Below are 18150 nucleotides of genomic sequence, written 5' to 3'. Positions count from 1 at the left end.
AATGATTTACCAAGCTTGATTAAATGAGCGCTTAAAATGCAAATTCGCCCCTGATTCTAACCTGTGGCGATCGCAACTTAAGTAAAAAATTACTTCGCACCAAATCCCTTACACATCTAAAGCGACATAAAGCATGACAAAACGGCACTTCTGGCGATGGGTTGGCTTGAGTTTGATCTTGGCGATCGCCTGCTCATATTTAGTTCAACCAGCGCAATTGTGGGGGCAGAATGTTGCCAAAATGTCCCAAATTAATACCCAGGGAAATCAAAAGAGGAGGGTTGCTGAGGAGCTGCGATCGCCCCAATTGCCCCAGTCTCTGCCTAATCTCAACCAGCTTAATCAGGCCAAACCGAAAAAAGCCGACAAGCCTGATCTTGAGGATGAGAAAGATGAGAAAAAGGACAATAAAGACGATAAATCTGCAACAGATGACGATCTAAAGCCGTTTGCTGAGGTAATTAAGGATACCGAAAAGCAAGCAGGTCTATTTACAATTTATGCCAAGGACGACTATAAAAAGCTTTACCTGGAGCTTGACCCCAACCAGCTCGATCGCAATTTTTTGCTGGTGGCTAGCTTGGCTTCTGGTGTGGGTGAAGCAGGGCTCTATCGCGGTTTACCCGTTAATGACTTTTTGTTCCAATTGCGGCGGGTGAACAACTCGATTCAATTAGTTCTGCCCAATATCAATTTTCGCGCCAGCGCCAATGATCCCCAAGTGCGATCGGTGCGGCAATCGTTCAGTGATTCGGTGTTGGCCTCGGTGCCAATTTTGAGTATCCATGCGCAGAATAGTCATCTATTAATTGATTTTAAGCAGCTCCTAAATAATGACTTAGCCAATCTGAACAGCCGCTTTGCCTATGTGTTTGATAATTCCTATAGCCTTAGTAAAGACAACTCTTATATTGCTGTGGCCAAGGCACTGCCGCTGAATGTGGAAACCGAACTGGTTTATCAATTCGCCAGTGAAAATCCGACTAAGAGCCGCCTGTTTAACCGATCGCTCCCCGACGATCGCTCCTTCGATCTCAAGGTGCGCTACAGCATTTCCCAATTGCCCGACAACAGTGGCTACAATGGCTATGTGCCAAGGTTGGCCGACAATCGGGTCGGTTATTTCATTTCCGCTTATAAGGATTTTTCGACTCAAGGGCGTGACTCATTTGTGCGCTACATCGAGCGCTGGCATTTACAAAAACAAGATCCAGCAGCAGCCCTATCCCCCCCCAAAGAGCCGATCGTATTCTGGATTGAAAATACTGTCCCCAATGAATACCGCGATCCCATCCGCGAGGGGGCGCTAATGTGGAATCATGCCTTTGAAAAAGTTGGATTCAAAGATGCGATCGTAATCAAGCAAATGCCCGACGATGCCACCTGGGACCCGGAAGATGTTCGCTACAACACTATCCGGTGGTTCAATTCGATCGACACCGCTTTTGCGATGGGGCCATCGCGGGTGAATCCGCTCACTGGGCAAATTCTGGATGCAGATATTATTATTGATGCAAATATTGTCAAATTTACGGAGGGGCGTTATCGAGATTTGGTGCAACAGACCGAAGCGATACCATTCTTGCCCCAGGTCTTTACCAAGTTAACTGGTAATCCTTTTACCTGTAATACCAGTGATGCAATGCGATCGCTGCAAAGCCAGCTTGCCCACCCCAACCAGGCACAGGCTAATTTGTTACGTCGTTTTCAGCAGGCTCATCAAGTCGATCGGCAAGAACTGCCTGAAGCCTATGAAATGTGTTTTGGGATGGCAGCAGCCCAGGAATTGGCCACCGGTAGCCTATCGATGTCTCTTTTGCAAAATGCATTGCCCAGCAGCAAGGAATCACGGGATTATGTCAACCAGTTTTTGCGGGAGTTAACTGCCCATGAGGTGGGGCATACCCTGGGATTGCGACATAATTTCCGCGCTAGTGCGATGCTGAGCCCTGCGGAACTGAATGATCCGGCGATCACCAAGCAAAAAGGTCTGGTTGCCTCGGTGATGGACTATCATCCGGTGAATATTGCGCCAAGTGGCACTGAGCAGGGTGAATATTTCACCAGTGTGGTTGGCCCCTACGATGAATGGGCGATCGCCTATGGCTATACTCCCTTCGAGGATGTGATTATTCCCGCCCAAGAGCAAAACCAGCTCAACCGGATTGCCAATCGTGCCCCCGAAGCTGATCTGGCCTATGCTACTGATGAGGATACTTATGGTGGTCTCGATCCCCACACCAATTTATTTGATCTTAGTAATGACCTGGTTACCTATGCCCAGTGGCAAATGGACAATGCGCGGCAGATGTGGCGCAAAATCGAAACCCGCTATCCGGGGCGAGGCGAAAGCTACGATGATGTACGGGTTGCCTTCGATCGGGTATTTAACTACTATTTCCGCAATGCGATGTTCTTGCCCAACTACATTGGTGGCCAGAGATTCAATCGCTATAAGTCTGGGGATGCGGTGGGGCGATTGCCCTTTGAACCAATTCCAGCTAGCAAACAACGGGAAGCCCTGGCTGTAATCAACAAAAATGTATTTGCTGCCGATGCCTTTGACTTCTCGCCCGAATTTTTAAATCGACTGGCTCCATCCCGGTGGTCCCATTGGGGCGAAACACCTAGTTTCTCGGCCTATACCTATCCGATCCATGAGCGGATTAAATTTTTGCAAACGATCGTTTTGGCTGATTTGCTGTCCGCCGATCGCCTCGCCAGATTGCGTGATAATGAATTAAAAACCAGTCCAGGACAGGCTTTAACTTTACCTGAATTATTTTCTACACTCCAGCAACAAATCTGGTCAGAATTGTCTAGCGGCCAACTTGAATCGATCAACAGCATCCGCCGATCGTTGCAGCGCCAACATATGAATATTTTAATTAGCATTGCCCTGCGACCCAGCAACCTGGATAGTGCCGCTGACCTTGCCGATGCCGTGGCTTTAATTTATACCGCCGGAGCCCCCGAAGATGCCCGCGCGATCGCCCGCTATCAGTTGCGCCAGCTCAAAGCTGATTTGGAAGGTGTAATGGGTAGACGCAATCTGGATGACTACACCAGAATTCATTTGTCTGAATCCCGCGATCGCATTGCCCAGGCGCTGAATGCTTCGCTCAATACCAATTAGAATGATTGATTATAAATTGTGGCGATCGAGAGGATTGATCAGAAGCAGTAACGTAAATTTGAGCAGAGATACAATTATGCAAAACAAAAAGCCCATGACTAGTTGCAACAACAACCATGCATGAGCTTAGGAGTAGATATCAATAATTGAATTTAAAAATCAAGAGCAGGCTAGCTTGATTAGTCGCTACTGCGATCGCTCATTTGCTCACTTGCGCCGATCGCAATCACTGTTAAACCTGGCGTTGCGCATCAGCGGGATGATTGGAGAAACAAAGTCAATGCTAACCGCGATTGATAATGGGTTTGGATTTTTGATGCTGACCTTATCATCCCTGAATTATGCAATGCCTTAAACCTAGCTATGGTGAGAAGCAAAGCTAGCTGAAATAATTTAAAGCGATCGCCAAAATTACCAGCGCCATACCAACAATATAAAAAGTAGCCACAATTTGAGTCTCATGCCAGCCACTTAGCTCCAGATGGTGGTGATAGGGAGCCATCTTAAACAACCTTTTACCAACGCCCGTCGATCGTTTGGTTGATTTAAAGTAGCTGACCTGAACGATCACTGAAAGGCATTCCCACACAAATAAAGCGCCAACTATTACCAGACCCCATAACGTATTAGTAATCAGGGCAGTGGCGGCAAGGGCTGCACCCAATGCCAGCGAACCAGTATCTCCCATAAATACCCTGGCCGGATTGCGATTATGCCACAGGAAACCAAGATAGCTACCACTAAGACATGCACAAAAGCCTGCCAGCTCAGGGTGAGTTGCACCAACCAGCAGCGCCATACCCAACAGGGCGATCGCCCCAGTCCCACCAGCCAAGCCATCCAAACCATCGGTGAGGTTAGTAGAATGACTACTACCAAAAATCACAAACAAAGCCAGCGGCCAGAACAGCAATCCCAGTGGCAAAGCCCAACCAAACGGCAAATTCACCAGGCCGATCGATTGGCCATTAATAGAAAGATAATGGTTTAACCACAGACAAAATGCGATCGCCATCGGTGTTTGCAGCCCCAGTTTTGCCATTGGGGATACGCCCTTGTTGGACTTGTAGCGCAGGATCAACCAATCATCTAACCAACCAACAAAACCAAACCCAAAGGTAAGCAAACAAGCTGCTATCACGGCTGGATTAAACCCAGACCAAATTAGCGCGATCGACAATCCCACTGGCAGAATAAAAATCCCACCCATTGTAGGCGTGCCGGTTTTAGCCAGATGAGCCTGAGGGCCATCCTCACGCACAATCTGTCCCGCCTTGACTTTCCGTAACATCGGAATCACAAACTTGCCAGACAACACCACACCAATACTGCTGAGCATTAGGGGGATTAATATGCCAAATCCAGGTACAGCCGGGAAAAAATAGCTAGTACCCAGAATCAAAGAAATTAAGCCTAGAGCCAAAACAAACGCCAACATCGATCCCGACGGCGATTGCGCCCTCTTTACGCGTACTCCTGTATCAACCATGCGTTTTCACTACTCACACACCACGTTACCCACCGGGTCAAAGCGATCAAAATTACGATCTTAATTATTTACTTTTTAATACTTTTTAATACCTAGATGGCTTATTCAGAATTAGGCAATGACCATCAAGTCAAACTATCAAGTCAATTAGTTAGCTGTCCATTTTCCAAATATCATGTTCCAAATATTTGGTATGGGATCTAACCACCACATCTAAATCACTACATCTAAATATTTAAAGCCAGCCATTTGTTCACTATTAGTTAAGTTGAAACTCAGGCCAAAACCTGAACTTAACTTATTTGATTTACTAATGGGTGAGCTAGATAGATCGTCCTAGCCATAGTTATTCTCACACCAGAGCCAATTAAATTAAACAGGGCGGGTTAGACCACTTAATTTATAGGGATGTTGATGATCAAATATTGGGCTATTCGAGCTTAGATATTTAACTTTTGAAATGATCGCCTGGAACCAGCCTTACCAGAGTTAAGAAGATTCACATATGTTCTTCTGTACATGCCTATTAATGCACAAAACAATCCCAGAACACATCCGCCTTAGATATTAGATATCTTGACAGATAGGTCACAGGGGCTTCACTCAGCGATCGTGCCATTCATACCAAAAAAACTAGCTTCTGTCTATAGCTAGTTCTAACTTTTGGTGGATTAGGGCAACCTAAGATTTGCTCAAGTTAATCGGTTTAAGCCGATCGCCTAATCATCATCGTCGTCGTCATCATCATCATCGTCGTCGTCATCTTCGTAGTTATCACCAACCACAAGTGCATCTAGCTCCTGGCTTTCATTTTTATACTCAAAGCCGATCTCCGTCTCGCGCTCAAGTAAGCGATTGTTTTGCTGGAGCCAACCAAGAATGGAAACCGTTTGCTTGGTAGATACAACGGGAGCAGGCTGACGGCGGGGTTGTTCTCTGAGGGAAGGATTGCGCATGGGTTATCTAAATAAACCTAAATAATCAATCTATGCAAGGTTTTGGGCTTTTATAGCTACTTGTGAGCCATTTGGCGATAGAAATGTCATACGTGATAAAGCTATTCGCAATCGATATTTGCTGCGATCGTGGCAGCTATTTAATCTTATTGGATTATGGGAGCATAAATCACCAAAGGCTATGTTTGCCTAAGCTAAGTGATATAGCACAATGCCAAATCCTATTATAGGTTACCGGCCAAGCGCAAGTTTTATGAATTCTATGAATTAATAGTTGGCTAATGTAAAAAACATCCCCCTGCCGCCTGACTAGTGATCAATCAACCAGCATCAGGGTTCAAAGCAAAGGGGGTAGAACATTAATTCACTTAAGTTTTGGGCATGGCAGCGATCGGCTAAAAGTGGTACCGATCGCTCACCATAATATCGCCACAATTAAATGCTGCTAGAGGTTATGCACATCAATAGCCTGACTTAGAGATGATTAGCCAGCAGCGCAGGGGTCTTTAGCGGCGCAAGGATCTTCAGCGGCACAGGGGTCTTTGGCAGCGCAAGGATCTTCAGCGGCACAGGGGTCTTTAGCGGCGCAAGGATCTTCAGCGGCACAGGGATCTTTGGCGGCGCAAGGATCTTCAGCGGCACAGGGATCTTTGGCGGCGCAAGGATCTTCAGCAGCACAGGGATCTTTGGCGGCACAGGGATCTTTGGCGGCACAGGGATCTTTGGCGGCGCAAGGATCTTCAGCGGCACAGGGATCTTCAGTAGTAGTGTCTGCGGCTGGCTCAGCTTCATTAGTTTGTTCCTGCTCAGCAGCCGGATCGGCTGGGGTGGTTGTTTCTGGTTGGGCGCAAGAAGTGACTAGGCCAAGTCCCAAAATAGAAGCAACTGCCACAGAGGCAAAATATTTAACCTTCATACTTTTGATTTCTCCACAAACTATTTAAAGCAATTTCAACAATGTTTTTAAGTGCGATCGGACAATTAGCTTTCGCGTCAGACCACACACAGATATTCCACTAGACGGGGATAAAGTTGGATTAGTTTAAATTTATATATGCTTAAGCAATCCAAACTTAATACCTGAATTTAATTAAGCTTAGGTTAAGCTAAGCACATGTACCCAAAATATAGCATTGGCGATCGAAAAAAGCTATTCACCCGTTTATAGATAAGCTGGCAAACAAGCTAAAAGGCTTTGATAACTGGTTTCCAGGCGTTACTCGTTGGTAGGATGATTTAATGATCCAGCAATCGATTCAGAGATATATCAGCTCAGACAGATATTTGAAATTTTTTGTTGGCAGCATTTTCATCTTTGGCTTATAAGCTGGGCACAGATCCGATCGCCTTTGGGGTCACGTATATGAGTTGCATCCCTTTAAATTTAAGTTAAGCATGTTTAAAGCCCCACAAAAGCGTTAAACCTATTAAACGGCAGATGAAACGGCAGATGAAACGGCAGATGAATTTTGAAAATAATGATTGGTTGGTAAATGATCATGGCCAATTGGAGGTCTGCCCAGTTGTTGAAGATCAATGGGAAAATTCAGGGCAAACCTACCGACTCTATCGGTTCCTAACTGATATCGAGGACATATTGTGGCGCTATGATGACGATCGCCAGCGGCTAGAGCAAATCCGACCTTTGGTCAGGCGATTGTTGAATAGTTCCTATTGGCTGCAAGGAGAATATAAAGCCCCTAATCCGGAGCGGGGTTGGTCGGTTTTAACCCTTTATGAAGAGCCCGATTTCCCACTTACAGTGCAAACAGTGGTGTGGTTACCAGGTCGTAAGTCAAAAATCCACAACCATGCCACCTGGGGAATTGTAGCGCTGGTAAATGGCCAGGAAAAAAACGTGGTCTGGCGACGATCGTCTAACAAATCGCCTAAAAAAGGGTTTGCCGACGAACAGAAACCAAGCGATCGCAGCGATCAGAGCGATCGAATTGAGCAGGTGGGTGAGCAAATCATTAACCCCGGTGACATAATTAGCTTTACGCCAGAAGCGATCCACCATGTGGAAGTGGTCAGCGAAGAGCCCACGATCACTTTTAATTTATATGGCCTGACCAACTATAAACAGCGGTACACATTTGATCCGATTAACCATACTGCCAAGTTGTTTTAGGCTCCATTGGCATCTTTAGAGACTAGATTAATTGGGTTATAGCCACATCAAATTCTGTTAGTTAATCGGGGCGCTCAAGTATTTAAAACCCGCCCTGACATTGTGTTGACATTATTATCAATTGAATTATCAATTGAGGGGAGCTGATATTAGCACCTGCACCAGCTAAAAAGTCAGAGGGACTTAGCGCGATCGCCTCCTTTCCAGGTAGACTAGTTCTGTTGTCTAGTTATGGTTCATTAGTTAGTCCGATCGCCGAGGTCAACTAAGCTGATGCTCCAAATTCAACTAAACTAATAGGCAGCCACAAAATTATGATCGATGTCGAGCTAATTAGGTATTAATTAGGTATTAACCTGATTTTGATGGCCATCCTTCATGATTTAAGTTGGTTAAGTATTAGTCAGGATGGCATAGTGTGAATGGCATAGTGTGATTACGCTAAAGTCCAAAAAAAACAAAAATATCTTTATAAGTTCCAGCCCGAAATTTTTTTAACGTTCCTTTCATCGTCAAGTATTCCCAGAAGGTATCAGCACAATATGAGTGGTCAAAGCAGCGTCGCCCGTGTAGTTGGTCTTAATGGCAACATCGCCACAGTCGAACTAGAGTCCGGTTTCTTGGTTAAAAATGAGGTTGCCTACATCAAAAATGGTGAGCAAACCCTCAAGTCTGAGGTGATTCGGATTCGGGGCAATCGTGCCGACATGCAGGTCTACGAAGACATCAAAGGCGTTAGGGTTGGTGACAAGGTTGATTGCACTGGCGAGATGCTCTCGGTGGAACTTGGGCCAGGCCTGCTGAGCAAGGTGTTCGATGGCTTGCAAAGTCCCTTGAATGTGTTGGCCGAAAAACATGGCTTCTTTCTGCCCAAGGGCGAGTATGTGGATGCGCTCGATCGCAATCAGCAATGGTTTTTTACGCCCGTAGCCCGCAGTGGCGATCGCCTCATCGCTGGGGATGTGTTGGGTACTGTGCCCGAAGGTTCAATCCTACACAAGGTAATGGTGCCATTTGATCTCAAGGGTAGTGTTACCGTTGAGTTCATCCAGGAAGGTAACTTTAAGGTCAGTGACATAGTAGCCAGAGTCACCGATGAGCAGGGCAAGAGCAAAAATGTAACTATGGTGCAAACCTGGCCGGTCAAGAAACCATTGACCGAGCAAATGGGTAGCAATCGCACGATCGAGCGGCTGTTTCCCAGTGAGCTACTCAACACCACGATCCGAATTATTGATACCTTTTTCCCGATCGCCAAGGGTGGTACAGCCTGTGTGCCAGGACCATTTGGGGCGGGTAAAACCGTTTTGCAGCAGCTAATTGCCAAACACTCATCGATCGATGTAGTGATTATTGTGGCTTGCGGTGAGCGGGCTGGCGAAGTGGTAGAGACCCTGACTGAATTTCCACAAATTACCGATCCCCACACTGGTCGCCCATTAATGGAGCGCACAATTCTAATTTGTAATACTTCCAGTATGCCGGTGGCTGCCCGTGAAGCTTCGGTTTATACCGGTATTACCCTGGGTGAATATTACCGCCAGATGGGTCTAGATGTATTGATTTTGGCTGATTCTACTAGCCGTTGGGCTCAGGCTTTGCGCGAGATGTCTGGGCGTTTGGAAGAAATTCCCGGTGAAGAAGCTTTCCCTGCCTATCTAGACTCCTATATCAAGGCATTATATGAACGAGCTGGGGTATTTAAAACCCGCGATGAATCGGTGGGCTCCCTGTCGATCATTGGTAGTGTCTCGCCAGCGGGCGGCAACTTTGAAGAGCCAGTTACCCAATCGACCATGTCAACGGTAAAAACCTTTTTGGGACTGAGTTATAACCGCGCCTATCGACGTTTCTATCCCGCGATCGAACCCTTAATTTCCTGGTCTCGCTATTTAGACCAATTGGAAAGCTATTTTGAAGAAAACTTCTCCCACGGTTGGGTCGATCGGGTTAAAGCCTGTAAGGACTTATTGCAACGTGGTGATGGGATCAATCAAATGATTCAGGTAACCGGTGAAGAGGGTATTTCGGTAGAAGATTATGCCACCTTCCAAAAGGCTCTGTTCATTGATATGGTTTACCTGCAACAGGATGCCTTTGATGATGTGGATGCCTCAACCAGTACCGATCGCCAAAAAGAGGCCTTTGGGATGGTTTGCGACATTGTGCTAGATACGGATTTTGTCTTCGATAGCAAAGAGGCTGTGCGTGAATGTTTTGTCCAGTTAACTGGTCTGTTTAAAAACCTAAACTACTCGCCATTGAATTCTTCCCAATATGAAGAATATCGCCAGAAAATTCAACAGACACTCAATAAAAACTCATAGTGCCTGTTTAGCTGGATTTCGCTGAGTCCTTGCGATCCTCATATTTGGTGGCTGCCATAGCTAGCCAGGTATAACCTGAAGTGCTCCGAGCTTAATAATCTGCCTCAACTTCGACATTAATAATTCGATATTAATAAAATAAATAGAAATAAGGGAATGCGAGTAGGGCAATTTCGCTCCCCTTATTTTAATATTTGAAGTTGATTAGAAATCAATTGAACTTGACGCTGATCCAGCCGATCGCTTATGGTATTGCTCCTTGAGTGGTATCAGTTTCGAGCATTTCATTAAGACGGTTTAACTAGATTTGAAATTAGTTGAATCAGCTAAACCAGTTAATCTCGCTAACGACTACAAAATTAATTAGCGCGATCGACGACGACCGTTATTACGACGACCACGCCACTGCTCACGGCGTTCTTCCATTAACTGGGCAAACTCTTGCCGCTGGGCTGGAGTCATCACCGCGCGGACTTCCATCATGTGATCAAACCGGATATCCGCCAGTTGGGTGCGCAGCGATTTCACCTGATTAAATTGAGAGCGAATCGCACTTTCAGAAGCAGTGCCAGTCATCAAGTTTTTGAGTTCTTCCTGTTCCTGGCGCAGTTGTTCTCTAAGCGATTGAGATTGACTACGGCCGCGATCGTGAATTTCCTTAATTTCTTGCTTTTGAGCATCAGAAAGATCTAACTCCTCCAGCAGCCTGCCACCCCGCCTGCCTGCTTCTGGCCCTTCAAAACCCTGTGCCAAAAGTGGCTGTTCAAATTCCTGCGCCATTGCCATATTTTGCGACAGGATGGGGGCAGCAAAGGCAGCGATCGCCAACGCGCCACATACACCCAACATCATACTTTTGTTACTTTGCTTGGGATCAATTGAACGAGACATAGTTTTACCTCTATGAAAATTGTTTTCGACTAATTTAATTGCCTTGAATCACATTGAATTGCATTGAATTGCATTGAATTACCGGGGGTAAACCTGAGCTTTAGCCGTGTATTTAGACAACTTGAATAAACTGGGCAAATTGAGCTAAGCCTAATTCTGAATTGGTTGGAGGTTGGAGTAGAATGGCTGCAATTATTCCCCAACTGATTCTGTTAAAGAAGTATCACGATCACTCTCTTCACCGTCAAAGCTATCCTTAAATAGCTCCGGTGTGACTGGTTCTGCATAGGGATCGCCAACCGCATCAAGATCGTAGTCGATCGCCCCTGACCAACTGCTGAGCAACGCCGCTTCAATCTCCAAGCTTTCCGCTTCGCTGATCGCAAACTGAGGCTGGCGATTACTAGCCCAAAAGATCCCTGCCCCAACCGCGATCGCTGGCAATAACCACAACCCCTTAACTAGCTGACGGAGCTTGCTTTGGCCAGGTTGGCTAACCACCACAGCCGAGTCTTCTGCCACGGGTAGTTGATCGATCTGCGCCATAATTTGTTGCTCTAGATTGACAGTGGAAGGTGGGGCGATCGGCTTGTGTTGCTTAATAAAAGCAATCAAGTTTTGATCTACTTGGTTCTCAAAATTCGCCTTACTCATAGTTCCACTCCCTGTGATTCTAGAAATTTACGCAGACTGCTGCGGGCATGAAATAAACGGGATTTGACTGTCCCCACCGGGATGCCCAGAATTTGGGCGATCTCCTTTTGGGGTAGTTCTTCTAAGTCATGCAAAACCAATACAGTGCGGTGTTCTATGCTCAGTTGCATCAATCCCCGTTGCACTAGATCTTGATAATGCAATTGGGCAAGACCATGATTCCGATCGCTACCCTGACCTGCAAACTCTGGATCAGTAAAGTTTTGCAGTTGCTCATCATCAACCGCTACACTTCTGGCACGATCTTTGGCATAGGCTCTACGGCGATCGCAAGCCACATTCCAGGTAATCCGATAGAGCCAGGTGGAAAATTGGGCATTGCGTTTGAATTTGCTCAATCCTTTCCAGGCACGCAGGAACACATCCTGCACCAGATCATCTAACCCATCCAGGCCGCAAAGCTGATAGAGGGTCGATCGCACCTTGGTTTGATGGCGTTGATAGAGCTGGCCAAAGCTTTGTTTATTACCTTGCAAGCATTGCTGCACCAGGTAATCATCTGACTCTGGCTGACTTGAGCTAACTGGGCTACTGGCAGAAATCACGATCGCGGTTGGTATCCCCCATACTTCGGTCATTGGTTGGTTGAATCTGATCATTGATGACCGTCCAACCAATCCACATACTTAACATATTTACGGTTTTCTCAATTTTTAAGCTGATTGCCTAAATATTGATTCAATATCAACTCAATACACTCAATACATAGGTTAAGACTTGGGTACTTGGCGATCGGTTCAAATGGTTTTAATTTAATTGCGGCGATCGCTAAGATTTATGTTTGCTGATATTTGCGGGTGGGGGATTGGGTAGGCTGCGATCGAGAGGGAAAAAGCTGCGGTTGAGCAAATAGAAATTGAGATCATAGATAAAAACTCCCCACTCCATACCGTAACGGCAATCGGAAATAGGGAGAATAATTTGGATCAAGTTCAGTTAGATTCAATCTGTTGCTAGTGAATCTAGCTGATATTTGAGAATACAACCAAGCCCAACACACCGAGGAAAATTACCAGGGCATAGAACTGCGCGCGGCCATTCTCAAAATATTTCAAGCCTTCACCGGAAACCAGAGTCACAAACCCAGCCAGGTTAACGATCCCATCGACAATCTTGGAATCAACCTCCAAAACCTGACGAGCCAGGCGGCGCGATCCCTTTACAAAGGCCAGATCATAGATTTCGTTAAAGTACCATTTCTGTTTTGAGATTTGATACAACGGCTTAATCTGCTTGGCGATCGATTCGGCAGAAACTTTCTTAGTTAAATACATCAATACCGCCAGCACAATCCCCACCAAGGCGATCGCCACACTAGCCCCGCCCAGGGTCAAGAACTCGCCAATGTCTGCTGGCACACCCACTTCGATCGGTGCTACCACTTCGCCCGGTGCATGGATAAATTCTTCAAAGAAATTACCAAATGGTGTACCCACCAACCCAATCAAAATCGACGGCACAATCAAGGCCATCAGCGGGAAGGTCATCGACAGGGGCGATTCATGGGGTTCACTGGCATGGTGCTCGTCGTGGCCAGCATGATCAGCGTGACTATCATGGCTTTCATGGCTTTCTTGATCATTGTGGCCAGCGATCGCCACCCCGGAATTATCCGCCTTTACCATTGCCAATAGTTCCTTGTCAGTACCCTTAAACTCACCCTCAAAGGTGCTGAAGTACATCCGGAACATATAAAAGGCCGTGATCCCAGCGGTTAACCAACCCACTACCCACAGGACAGGATTGGCATTGAAGGTGGCAGAAAGAATTTCATCCTTTGACCAGAACCCAGCAAAGGGCGGAATGCCAGAGATCGCTAGCGTACCAGTAAAAAAGGCGATCGCCGTGATCGGCATATATTTACGCAAACCACCCATCACCCGCATATCCTGTGCCACATCGGGATCATGGCCAACCACACCCTCCATGCCATGAATCACCGAGCCAGAGCAAAGGAATAGCATGGCCTTGAAATAAGCGTGGGTCATCAGGTGGAACAGACCAGCACCATAGGCACCCACACCCATCCCCATCACCATGTAACCAAGCTGGGAAATGGTGGAATAGGCCAGACCTTTTTTAATGTCATTCTGAGTGATTGCAATGCTTGCGCCCAGAAAAGCCGTAAACGCCCCCGTATAGGCGATCGTATTCATCACTGCCGGCAGCTCCTCAAACACTGGAAACATCCGTGCGATCAAAAATACGCCCGCAGCTACCATTGTGGCCGCGTGAATCAATGCCGAAATTGGCGTAGGGCCTTCCATCGCATCGGGTAACCACACATGCAGCGGGAATTGAGCTGATTTGGCCGCTGGTCCCATAAATACCAGAATGCCAAACAAAACCGCCAGGAACACGCTGATCGAGCCCGATTCAACTGCTGCGGTCAGGTTTGCACCGATCGTTTCAAACTCAAATGAACCAGTCGCCCAATAGAGACCCAGCATCCCCAACAATAGGCCAAAGTCACCGACCCGATTGGTCACAAACGCCTTCTGGCAGGCATCGGCCGCACTCTTGCGATCGTACCAAAAGCCAATTAGCAGGTATGAACACATCCCCACCAATTCCCAGAAGATATAGATTTGCACCAGATTGGGGCTAATTACCAGACCAAGCATTGAAGAGCTAAATAGGCTGAGATAGGCATAGAACCTTACATAGCCCTTGTCATGAGCCATATAGCCATCGCTGTAGATCTGCACCAGAAAAGCAACTGTGGTCACAATCACCAGCATCACCGCGGTGAGGTGATCAATTACAAATCCCATGCTGAGATGGAAATTGCCAGCTTTCGCCCATTCAAATGCCTGTAAGTAGGTGTCGTGTCCCTGGATTTGACTCCACAGGATGCCAACCGACAAAAACATTGCTGCGCCGATCGCTGAAACGCTCAGGATCGCACTGGCTTGCCTGAGTTTGGTAGCGGTAATTTCACTAAAGGCTAGTAGCCCAATCCCAATTATAAATGCCGCCGTGAGGGGCAACACGGGAATCAGCCATGCATATTGATACAAAGAATCCATATCTGGAAGTTGTTGACTCTAATTTGACTCTATTTGACCTAAAAACCTAGATTAACGTTGATTTAATTCAATTTAGCCGATCGAATCGATCGCTATAATTGCCCGACTTGTAATAATTAATAGTTAAATAGTTATTTAAATGGCGGCAGAAAATAGTAAATAAGCTAACCAAAGCTTTGTTAATTCAACTAATTCAACTAAAACTGGCTAGCCCTAATAATAATTTTGCAATATTTGCCATTGGTAGTTTACTACAGTCACACTTAGATCATGGGGGAAATTGTAAGTAATGCTACCTAGGGAAGATGAAACCTTTATTAAGTTTATGCCGATCTACAGAGGTTGATATTACCGGAAGCGGGAAAAGCTGGCTAAGCAATGATCTTAGGTGGCCGAGATCATAAAAGCACCCAGACAGCGGCAATCGCCATTTTGTACATTCAGGTCGTGCAAGATAAACTGATCGCCTAGTTTTTTGAGCAGGATCGCCATAAACTCGCCAATTTCTGCATCGGTTTGAGCCTGGGGTTGATAGCCTAATTCTTCGGTCAATAGTGGACTGGCCAGGCATTTTTGTAGATCATGGGCGGCCAGGAGCATATCTAGACTCACTTCGATCGGTTCTAGCAACCTTAGCGCTTCGCCTTTGAGAATTTGGGGGATATTCAGGTTAATGTTTTCTGCTCGTAGGTCAACGTTGGTAATATGTAACCCTTGATAAATTAATGATTCCCCCGACACCAGGGCTTTGGGAATATTACCGCCCAATATCTGCTTACTGCGCCCCGCGATCTCAATTTCCAGGTTTTCTACTGCGTCGGCCTGCGATCGTAACCACAACTTCAAGACGGGACAGATGACGGAGCTAACGATTGATGCCATTGGGTTTAGTTTCTTTTATTTAAGTTACTCAATATAAACCAGAAACCAGACCCGATAAATAGGCAAGCAGAAATGAAAATTATGCCACGCTGCACAGTTTTTTAAATTGTGTTCTTTGTTGAGAACAATAAATTAACATCAACGTAACCTGGAGGACAGTTTACATCTGTGATCTGGTTTCCTGGCTCTATCGGTTTGAATTCTGTTACAGGCGCGGCAGAGGGCTGATCATCTTCACAGAGAATGGCAAAAGGGGATAACTCACTTTCAGGATGGGTCACCCAGACAAGTCCGATGTAGCTTTTGGCATCGTCTCTTTTAGATTGGCCAATGTTTTGGACTGTTGCTCGGTCGGCTTGTAAGTTGATTGAATAAGTATAATACTCAGTTTCAATCGGGATACCAAGCTCTAATGAGTCAACGTTGCCAGCAAAAAAACTATTTTCTAGAAAATATGCCTGTTGTGCCCTATTCATTGCAGCAACATATGTCTTCGCCTCTGACTGTCTTGTTCTGTTTGAGTGTTCGAAAGGTATTTGTATAACGATTGCCATGATTAAGCTAAGTATGATTAACCCACTTATGCTGTAGAATCGGCACCTTTTTTTATGATTTGCCATCGTGTTCTGTGAATACCTTTCGATCGCAGCCTACCCAATCCCCCACTCGTAAACATCAGCAAACATAAATCTTAGCGATCGGTTGCCTCACCAGGAATTTAACGCAAAAAAATCAGGGCCGCGATCGACCCCAATCAAGCAAATATTCTAACTAACTCGATTGGCCGCACAAAGACTAACCTTGACGAGCTTTAAACTTAGGATTGCTTTTGCAAATTACATATAACTTGCCACGACGACGCACCACTTTGCAGTCCTTGTGGCGAGTTTTGGCTGATTTCAGCGAACTCATTACTTTCATCGGCTTTAAAAACTTTCCAAAATTGGCACACGGTTTACTAGATTAGCATACATGCGCCTTGCATTACTAGAGCGATCGATTAGGAACTAGATGTGTGAACGTTACCGCTCAACGATAAACTAGAGCAAGGTATTTACTAAAAAAATATAGATTCTTAGTTATCAGCGATCGCTTGCCGATCAAAATTTTTATAAACGTTCTCATAAATTAAGTTATGAAACAAATCACCCTGCTTGGTTCTACAGGCTCTATTGGTACGCAAACCCTGGATATAGTTGAGCATCACCCAGACAAATTCCGGCTCGTAGGGATGAGTGCGGGGGGTAATGTAGAGCTATTTGCAACCCAAATTAGGCAGTTCAAGCCAGAAATAGTGGCGATCGCCAATGCAACCAAACTAGCCGAGCTGAAAGAGGCGATCGCTGAGGTGGAGCCCAAGCCAATTATGCTGGCCGGGAAAGAAGGCGTAGAAACTGTGGCGGCCTATGGTGATGCGGAAGCAGTAGTTACGGGCATTGTCGGTTGTGCGGGCTTGTTGCCGACCCTGGCCGCGATCAAAGCAGGTAAAGATATTGCCCTGGCCAATAAAGAGACCCTGATTGCAGCGGGGCCAGTGGTGATGCCATTGATCGCCAAACATCAGGTGAAGCTCCTCCCGGCTGATTCAGAACATTCCGCCATCTTTCAATGTTTGCAGGGTGTCCCAGAGAAAGGACTACGGCGAATTTTGCTCACCGCCTCTGGTGGTTCATTCCGCGATCTACCAGTTGAGGAGTTGGCCAATGTAACGATCGCCGATGCTCTCAAACATCCAAACTGGTCGATGGGCAGCAAAATCACGATCGATTCCGCCACCATGATGAACAAAGGCTTAGAGGTGATCGAAGCCCATTATTTATTTGGGTTGGACTATGACCAGATCGATATTGTAATTCATCCCCAAAGCATTATTCATTCCCTAATTGAGCTACAAGACACCTCCATGTTGGCGCAATTAGGTTGGCCAGACATGCGATTGCCGCTACTTTATGCCCTATCCTATCCCGATCGCATCTACACCGATTGGGAACCCCTGGATTTGGTTAAATGCGCTAGTCTTACTTTCCTTGCTCCTGATCATCGTAAATATCCCTGTATGCAATTGGCCTATGCGGCTGGACGCACTGGCGGTACAATGCCGGCGGTTTTGAATGCGGCTAATGAAAAAGCAGTAGAGCTATTTTTACAAGAAAAAATTAAGTTTATCCAGATTCCCCAACTAATTGAAGCGGTCTGTGCCCAGCACAACAGTGAGAGCGATTGCAGTCTGGAGGATATTTTGGCAGCGGACACCTGGGCTAGAGAAATAACCGCTGAGCAGGTGATGGCTATGTGTTGATGCTAGTTATTTAGTTACTTACTTAGTTGCTTGACTGAAGGTATTGCGACGAAATTACAGCGATCGAACCAGGTTAAGTGCTAAGCCAGAAAATTAATTATTGTTAGGAATCAAGCGAGAAAGTATCTGTGCCGTTATTTACATTATTAATGCTGTTGTTTGAGGCGCTTAAGTTAACTTGAGCAATCGCAGGCATTGATATAGGTATTTATGTTAATCCAGAGGATAAACAGCAGCGGCATGATAAATAAATTGATTGATTGATTGAATTAGTTGGATTAAGAAATTAAGAGTCG

At 45.9% G+C, this 18150-nt stretch carries 14 protein-coding genes; 4 read left to right on the top strand and 10 right to left on the bottom strand.

Annotated features, from left to right (window positions below; translation table 11 throughout):
* The first annotated feature begins 133 nt into the window (after positions 1–133).
* Complete coding sequence (locus tag PSE7367_RS13095; RefSeq protein WP_015165837.1) at positions 134–3136, top strand: zinc-dependent metalloprotease; 3003 nt, start codon at positions 134–136, stop codon at positions 3134–3136.
* Between the two features lie 379 nt (positions 3137–3515).
* Here PSE7367_RS13095 and mraY read toward each other — a convergent pair whose 3' ends face one another.
* From mraY to PSE7367_RS13075, 3 genes are all read right to left on the bottom strand, one after another.
* Positions 3516–4625, bottom strand: a complete 1110-nt coding sequence (gene mraY / locus PSE7367_RS13085; RefSeq protein WP_041698474.1) for a phospho-N-acetylmuramoyl-pentapeptide-transferase — start codon at positions 4623–4625, stop codon at positions 3516–3518.
* 719 nt (positions 4626–5344) lie between these two features.
* Positions 5345–5581: a DUF3134 domain-containing protein gene (locus tag PSE7367_RS13080; protein WP_015165835.1), complete on the bottom strand. Its 237-nt coding sequence runs from the start codon at positions 5579–5581 to the stop codon at positions 5345–5347.
* Positions 5582–6065: 484 nt separating this feature from the next.
* On the bottom strand, positions 6066–6497 hold the full coding sequence (locus tag PSE7367_RS13075; protein ID WP_015165834.1) for a hypothetical protein: 432 nt from the start codon (positions 6495–6497) through the stop codon (positions 6066–6068).
* 522 nt (positions 6498–7019) lie between these two features.
* Here PSE7367_RS13075 and PSE7367_RS13070 point away from each other — a divergent pair.
* Together PSE7367_RS13070 and PSE7367_RS13065 are read left to right on the top strand one after the other, a co-directional pair.
* Positions 7020–7712 (top strand): cysteine dioxygenase family protein, encoded by a 693-nt coding sequence (locus tag PSE7367_RS13070; RefSeq protein ID WP_015165833.1) that lies wholly within the window; start codon positions 7020–7022, stop codon positions 7710–7712.
* Between the two features lie 542 nt (positions 7713–8254).
* Positions 8255–10039, top strand: a complete 1785-nt coding sequence (locus PSE7367_RS13065; protein ID WP_015165832.1) for a V-type ATP synthase subunit A — start codon at positions 8255–8257, stop codon at positions 10037–10039.
* A 363-nt stretch (positions 10040–10402) separates the two neighbouring features.
* Here PSE7367_RS13065 and PSE7367_RS13060 read toward each other — a convergent pair whose 3' ends face one another.
* The 7 genes from PSE7367_RS13060 to ykgO form a co-directional block, all read right to left on the bottom strand.
* A complete protein-coding gene (locus PSE7367_RS13060; protein ID WP_015165831.1) occupies positions 10403–10930 on the bottom strand; it encodes a Spy/CpxP family protein refolding chaperone in 528 nt (175 codons plus the stop codon).
* 192 nt (positions 10931–11122) lie between these two features.
* Entirely contained in the window at positions 11123–11584 is a 462-nt protein-coding gene (locus PSE7367_RS13055) for a hypothetical protein (RefSeq protein ID WP_015165830.1), read from the bottom strand.
* Positions 11581–12222: a sigma-70 family RNA polymerase sigma factor gene (locus tag PSE7367_RS13050; RefSeq protein ID WP_156800524.1), complete on the bottom strand. Its 642-nt coding sequence runs from the start codon at positions 12220–12222 to the stop codon at positions 11581–11583. Before PSE7367_RS13050 ends, PSE7367_RS13055 begins: the two co-directional genes overlap by 4 nt.
* Positions 12223–12606: 384 nt before the next feature.
* Complete coding sequence (locus tag PSE7367_RS13045) at positions 12607–14673, bottom strand: NAD(P)H-quinone oxidoreductase subunit 5 (protein WP_015165828.1); 2067 nt, start codon at positions 14671–14673, stop codon at positions 12607–12609.
* A gap of 384 nt (positions 14674–15057) precedes the next feature.
* Entirely contained in the window at positions 15058–15555 is a 498-nt protein-coding gene (locus PSE7367_RS13040) for an LmeA family phospholipid-binding protein (RefSeq protein WP_015165827.1), read from the bottom strand.
* A 101-nt stretch (positions 15556–15656) separates the two neighbouring features.
* Positions 15657–16109, bottom strand: coding sequence for a type IV pilin-like G/H family protein (locus PSE7367_RS13035; protein WP_015165826.1), 453 nt, complete (start codon positions 16107–16109; stop codon positions 15657–15659).
* 241 nt (positions 16110–16350) lie between these two features.
* Entirely contained in the window at positions 16351–16476 is a 126-nt protein-coding gene (gene ykgO / locus PSE7367_RS21220; protein WP_015165825.1) for a type B 50S ribosomal protein L36, read from the bottom strand.
* Between the two features lie 214 nt (positions 16477–16690).
* Between ykgO and dxr the strand changes: the two genes are divergently transcribed.
* The gene (gene dxr / locus PSE7367_RS13030; RefSeq protein ID WP_015165824.1) at positions 16691–17854 is read left to right on the top strand and encodes a 1-deoxy-D-xylulose-5-phosphate reductoisomerase; all 1164 of its coding nucleotides are present in this window, start codon (positions 16691–16693) and stop codon (positions 17852–17854) included.
* Positions 17855–18150 lie beyond the last annotated feature (296 nt).

Origin of the sequence: Pseudanabaena sp. PCC 7367, assembly GCF_000317065.1 — a bacterium.
Classification (GTDB): Bacteria; Cyanobacteriota; Cyanobacteriia; order Pseudanabaenales; family Pseudanabaenaceae; genus Thalassoporum; species Thalassoporum mexicanum.
This window is presented reverse-complemented; position numbering and strand designations above follow the sequence as displayed.

Bases quoted from the DNA above. Each gene is read 5' to 3' on its own strand.
- PSE7367_RS13070 (WP_015165833.1), top strand. From the start codon at position 7,020: ATGAAACGGCAGATGAAACGGCAGATGAATTTTGAAAATAATGATTGG.
- PSE7367_RS13065 (WP_015165832.1), top strand. From the start codon at position 8,255: ATGAGTGGTCAAAGCAGCGTCGCCCGTGTAGTTGGTCTTAATGGCAAC.
- PSE7367_RS13050 (WP_156800524.1), bottom strand. From the start codon at position 12,222: ATGACCGAAGTATGGGGGATACCAACCGCGATCGTGATTTCTGCCAGT.
- dxr (WP_015165824.1), top strand. From the start codon at position 16,691: ATGAAACAAATCACCCTGCTTGGTTCTACAGGCTCTATTGGTACGCAA.
- PSE7367_RS13040 (WP_015165827.1), bottom strand. From the start codon at position 15,555: ATGGCATCAATCGTTAGCTCCGTCATCTGTCCCGTCTTGAAGTTGTGG.
- PSE7367_RS13045 (WP_015165828.1), bottom strand. From the start codon at position 14,673: ATGGATTCTTTGTATCAATATGCATGGCTGATTCCCGTGTTGCCCCTC.
- ykgO (WP_015165825.1), bottom strand. From the start codon at position 16,476: ATGAAAGTAATGAGTTCGCTGAAATCAGCCAAAACTCGCCACAAGGAC.
- PSE7367_RS13035 (WP_015165826.1), bottom strand. From the start codon at position 16,109: ATGGCAATCGTTATACAAATACCTTTCGAACACTCAAACAGAACAAGA.
- PSE7367_RS13080 (WP_015165835.1), bottom strand. From the start codon at position 5,581: ATGCGCAATCCTTCCCTCAGAGAACAACCCCGCCGTCAGCCTGCTCCC.
- PSE7367_RS13055 (WP_015165830.1), bottom strand. From the start codon at position 11,584: ATGAGTAAGGCGAATTTTGAGAACCAAGTAGATCAAAACTTGATTGCT.
- PSE7367_RS13060 (WP_015165831.1), bottom strand. From the start codon at position 10,930: ATGTCTCGTTCAATTGATCCCAAGCAAAGTAACAAAAGTATGATGTTG.
- mraY (WP_041698474.1), bottom strand. From the start codon at position 4,625: ATGGTTGATACAGGAGTACGCGTAAAGAGGGCGCAATCGCCGTCGGGA.
- PSE7367_RS13095 (WP_015165837.1), top strand. From the start codon at position 134: ATGACAAAACGGCACTTCTGGCGATGGGTTGGCTTGAGTTTGATCTTG.
- PSE7367_RS13075 (WP_015165834.1), bottom strand. From the start codon at position 6,497: ATGAAGGTTAAATATTTTGCCTCTGTGGCAGTTGCTTCTATTTTGGGA.